Source organism: Alkalihalophilus marmarensis DSM 21297, assembly GCF_000474275.2.
GTDB classification, from domain to species: domain Bacteria; phylum Bacillota; class Bacilli; order Bacillales; family Bacillaceae_D; genus Alkalihalophilus; species Alkalihalophilus marmarensis.
On the sequence record NZ_ATAE01000081.1, the window covers coordinates 1 to 1,633 of the forward strand.

Genomic DNA, 1,633 nt, shown 5'->3' on the forward strand with positions numbered 1-1,633 from the left:
CCTACTCTAAACAAAACCACTAAAAAAATCCTTTTATTTTCTAAAAATAATTAATCAAATTTATTCAACCAACCACTCTCTTTTTCTTATATAATTAAAATACTAATAACAATATAAATAATATTAAAATAATTAAAAAACAAAACTCAATCCCTCTTAACCCATATATAAAACTCTATAATCTCATAATACCTAAAAACAATATACTTCATCAAATAAATAAACTCATCAATTTTTCTTTCATCATAAAAAAACTTCAAAATAAATATTATTTAACAAATAATCATAATACAATCTCTCCAATCCACATATTTAAATACCTTTTATTAAAAACTATTTTTAATTTATCAAATATTAATATAATAAAACACTCTAAATACAACATATCATTTAAATACTTTTTAAACTTAACTCCAAAAACTAATATCATTAACCCAAATTCCCTAACAAAATTCCATAAACTCCATCTTCCAAATAAAAATTTATTAAATATACTAATTAAAAAAAATATTAAAATCACTATAAAACATAATATCCTTAAAAATCCCACTATTATCCTTAATACAACTCATACAAAAACTTATTTTAATAAAAAATCACCAAAAAAATTTCTACAAAAAAAATCTAAAAATATTCAAAAAACAATCTATCACATAAATAAATCAATACAAAAAAAATTCCCTAACAAACCTTTATCTAATAACCTTCAAAAAAAATTAAAATACTACCAACAAATCATTTCTACTATAAAAAACTCAAAAAATATCAAAATACCCACTATAAAAAAAAAACTTAATATCTTAAAAAAAATTATCAAAAATTATAAAAAAAACATAATTCAATCAAATAATCCTAACACACAAACAAAATTTAAATCTCAAAACACTTCTTTCTTTAAATATAAATCTCACCTTACCATAACAAATAAAAAACAAATTATTACCACTACAATCATTACATCAAATAAAAAAAATAACAAAAAATACCTAAAAAAACTCATAAACAAAACAAAAAATACAAATATAAACATAAATACCATTATCACTAATACAACTTACTCCAAAAAAAAAAATATCCATTTCACAAATAAACACAAAATAAAACTTATCTCAAAACTTCACCCTCTAATTACTAATAAATCACATAAAAATAATAAATTTAAATTTAATAAAAATACAAATACATATATATATAAAACAAAACACCTAACCATTCAAAAAAAATATAATAACTATACCAAACACAATAAAAATCCTAAATACCACTATTTCTTCAACATAAAAAAATATAAAATTTACCCTCTAAAAAAAAAATATTACAAAAAAAAAACTAAAACAAAATCATACTACATAACAATTAAATCAACTAAACACACCAAACAAAAAACATTTCAAAAAACAAAAAAATTCAAAAAACTATCAAAATCTCAATATAAAATAAAAACAAAAAACAACAAATTAAAAAACCAACACAAATATAAAAAAACAAATTACTCAAATCTATTTAATATACAAATACAAACAACCACCACCATATTCACCATCAATTTAAAAAAAATATTAAAACTCAAAAACCAAAAAAAATCATAATAATCAAAAAAAAAAACAATTCCTTCTCCACAATCAAAAAAAAA

1 protein-coding gene is annotated in these 1,633 nt (G+C 18.5%); it reads left to right on the plus strand.

The features are described from left to right. Nucleotides 1-188 precede the first annotated feature (188 nt). On the plus strand, nt 189-1,589 hold the full coding sequence (locus A33I_RS21565) for a transposase (protein ID WP_476499104.1): 1,401 nt from the start codon (nt 189-191) through the stop codon (nt 1,587-1,589). Nucleotides 1,590-1,633: the final 44 nt, after the last annotated feature.